Raw genomic sequence first — 3,256 nt, forward strand, 5'->3', positions numbered from 1 at the left:
GATCGCTTTTTGCAGGTCAAAATCGGTGATACTATCGCCACTAATCACCAGAAAGGTATCATCTAACCATTCGGCAATATTTTTCACACATCCTGCGGTGCCTAGGGGTTGATCCTCCTCCACAGCGTAGGTGATTTTTACTCCAAAGTCGCTGCCGTCTTGAAAGTAGTCGCGCATGACATCGGGGAGATAGTGCAGAGTGGTGATAATTTCAGTAATGTCATGCTTTCGCAGTAAATTAATAATATGTTCGGCGATCGGACGGTTGAGAATCGGGACCATCGGTTTGGGAAGATCACAAGTAAGCGGACGTAATCTTGTCCCCGAACCACCTGCCATTAGTACCGCTCGCATAACTTCCTCCCAAGGCTATCTTTTCGCCGTTTTTAAATATTTTTTGCAAATTATGGCTTTAGTTTTCCTATCTCGATCGAGCTAGTTCCTAACCGGCATTCTAACACCGTCCCCCCGATTCAGGACAATATTTTCTTTTCCCAAGCCGGCAAAACCCAAGCTTACAATGGGAGATGTGAATTGTCTAAATCCAAGGATGAGATGACATGAGACTGGTTGTTTTTCTCTTAATAATTGTTTACGGTGTCGGTGGTTGGAAATTCTGGAATGGATACAGAAGCACTAACTTTAGTTCCAGTTTACCCAATCGTTTAGCTCTAACACTGTTCTGGCCGCTTCTGTTGGCTGTTAATCCCGCCTACCGCAAGAATTTTCAAAAAGCCCTCAAGGGCAAATAAAATTAACATACTGCCAAGGTTGCGGCCATAAAACAAAAAAGGGAGTGGGTATCGAGGCGTTTTCTGCTGGATTAGTCGAGATTACCCCCCCAAAAAACCCTTAAATAATCCATGGCAATCAGCAATTTAGCCATGGATGGCTTATCATGGTTAGGGAAAAAATTGGGGTCGTAGCTCAGTTGGATAGAGCGAGTGCCTCCTAAGCACTAGGCCGCCGGTTCGATCCCGGCCGATCCCGCCTTTTTCAGTGATCAGTTAGATGTTGGGGTGTGGGGAAGTGGGAATTATGAATTATGAATTATGAATTATGAATTATGAATTGGGGGGTGGGGAGAATAAATAAAAGCAATCTCCTGTCTCCCGTCTCCTGTCTCCTGAATAACCGGTATTTATCTTCTCATTCTGCCCTTAACTTGATACCAAAGCCTTCTTAAACGTAGATCGAGAGAAAAACCCCGACGGGTGGGAATAACAATCGTGCCACCGATGCGATCGTGGAAAGCTCGGTTCAATTGCTCATCACCGATCGCCATACCACAATCGGCGAAAAGGGGCGAAGATAGTAAAATCAAACTTAAAGGATTGCCAAAAAAAGTATTTAACCCTAGCATCATTAAAGCTGCCCCCCCACCAGCGATCGCCTCTCTTTTGCTTAACTCCAAAATTCCGGGTAAACGCTGAAGTCGTAGATCGATGATCTTCATATCCAAGGCCCAACGGCCTAAACTCTGACCCTGATTCTGCGCTACCAATAACACCCGCAAACACCACCAGATCAGGAGAAAAAGGAAGAATTGCAGTACAGGTGTACCGTTCGCAAAGGAGCTTAAAAACCAGATCGAGGCAAAGTCGATCAGGAAAGCATAGGCGCGACGATCTAAGGGAATTTTCGGAAATTTTTGCGGTAGATTATCTTCAGGCGGGATGGGGTAAACCATAAAAGACCTCTTGTAAAAATCAAAAATTGTTGTGAGGGTTAGGAGTCAGTAGCCAGTAGTCAGTAGTCAGGAGAATTAAGAATGAATAATAATTAGTTAAATAGTCTATTTACAGACTTTATGCCATTTAGTCCTTATTTTTGCAGTTTTTGAACCCTGAAAAATTAATTATGCAAGAGATTTAAAGTAAATTCTCGGAAAAATCCTGCGGTTTATCTTCCACTTTAATCGGGAAATTGGCAATTCTAGGATATTTGTCTCTTGTCTTTTTTCTCCCCCCGTCTCGGAGTCTTCTGTCTGGGGGTCTCCTCACCTAAGGTCAGATTTTTGATTTTTGCAGGAGATATAATTATTAATCGACTCGGAGATCTAAGCTACCATTGAGCAAAGGTAGCCCAGAATACAGGGATAATCATGGAGCAAGATTCATTAACAACGGAGGTTATTCTGACCCATCCGCGGCAAAGTTTGGGAGAGATACAGTTGGATTGGATGCCACAACCGGGTAATTATTTGGCCTTAAAAGGACAAACCTATGCGGTTTTGGAACGTCACCACCAGTATCAATACAAGATTGGTGGCTATTGTTTACGCAAAATATCCCTTTATGTACAAACTGCTCCCACCCCTAACGAAAAAAGTTTGATTGAAGGACGTTGGGTGATGGGGGATGCTAGTTGTCGTTTTAACGCCAGATCCGAACTGTTGCGCTGTGCGATTAACCCCCCAGGTCCCTGTCAAGATTGTCGTTTTTACGAAACTATTAACCCTTAAAAGAGCCTTTTTTCGGCAACAATCTGGCTATTTTCCCCTAGCTAACCGCTATATTGATCAATCGCCTATGAATCATCCTTACTCTTGGATTGAGGATAGCTTAAAAACCCTCCATCGGGCCGATTGGTATCGAAGGGTTAAAACCATTCAAGGCCGGGGCGGAGCCGTTATAGAATTAGAGGGTCGATCGCTGATTAATTTTGCCAGTAATGATTATCTGGGATTAGCAGCCGATGAAAGAATGATTGCGGCAGCCATAGCAGCGACACAACGCTATGGAACTGGAAGCACCGGCTCGCGTCTATTAAGTGGACACCGAGATCTTCATCGAGACTTAGAATTAGCGATCGCATCTTTTAAAAATAGCGAAGACGCGATCGTTTTTAGTTCGGGATATTTAGCCAATTTGGGGACAATTACCTGTTTAGTGGGGCAGAAAGACCTGATTTTAGGCGATCAATACAATCACTCTAGCCTCAAAAATGGAGCCAAGTTAAGCGGTGCCACGGTGAAAGAATACCGGCACAATAGTCTCGAAGACTTAGAAAATCAGCTATTAGCCCACCGTCATCACTATCGTCATTGTTTACTGCTCACTGATACAGTGTTTAGTATGGATGGGGATATCTGTCCCCTAGCGGGAATTCTCGCTCTAGCCGAGATTTATAATTGCATGGTTTTGGTGGATGAGGCCCACGCTACCGGGGTTATGGGGGAAAATGGCACAGGTTGCGTGGAATATTGTGGTTGTCAGGGACGGGAATTAATTCAGATGGGAACCCTGAGTAAAGC

5 protein-coding genes and 1 tRNA gene are annotated in these 3,256 nt (G+C 44.1%); 4 read left to right on the forward strand and 2 right to left on the reverse strand.

Annotation, left to right across the window (positions count from 1 at the left end; genetic code table 11):
- Nucleotides 1-354: nucleotidyltransferase family protein (locus PX484_RS02635; RefSeq protein ID WP_288102763.1), on the reverse strand; the 354-nt coding region annotated here is incomplete at its 3' end.
- 206 nt (nt 355-560) lie between these two features.
- Here PX484_RS02635 and PX484_RS02640 point away from each other — a divergent pair.
- Entirely contained in the window at nt 561-752 is a 192-nt protein-coding gene (locus PX484_RS02640) for a hypothetical protein (RefSeq protein ID WP_039899592.1), read from the forward strand.
- 164 nt (nt 753-916) lie between these two features.
- Nucleotides 917-990 (forward strand) — tRNA-Arg (locus PX484_RS02645).
- Between the two features lie 151 nt (nt 991-1,141).
- Here the strand turns inward: PX484_RS02645 and PX484_RS02650 are convergent.
- Nucleotides 1,142-1,690, reverse strand: a complete 549-nt coding sequence (locus PX484_RS02650; RefSeq protein ID WP_002789701.1) for an RDD family protein — start codon at nt 1,688-1,690, stop codon at nt 1,142-1,144.
- Between the two features lie 414 nt (nt 1,691-2,104).
- Between PX484_RS02650 and PX484_RS02655 the strand changes: the two genes are divergently transcribed.
- Both PX484_RS02655 and PX484_RS02660 read left to right on the forward strand, forming a co-directional pair.
- A complete protein-coding gene (locus PX484_RS02655; protein WP_002763426.1) occupies nt 2,105-2,464 on the forward strand; it encodes a DUF6464 family protein in 360 nt (119 codons plus the stop codon).
- 67 nt (nt 2,465-2,531) lie between these two features.
- The coding region (locus tag PX484_RS02660) for an aminotransferase class I/II-fold pyridoxal phosphate-dependent enzyme (RefSeq protein ID WP_288102764.1) at nt 2,532-3,256 on the forward strand (725 nt) is incomplete at its 3' end.

It is taken from the genome of Microcystis sp. M49636_WE2 (assembly GCF_030065375.1).
In the GTDB taxonomy this organism is placed as follows: Bacteria; Cyanobacteriota; Cyanobacteriia; order Cyanobacteriales; family Microcystaceae; genus Microcystis; species Microcystis aeruginosa_C.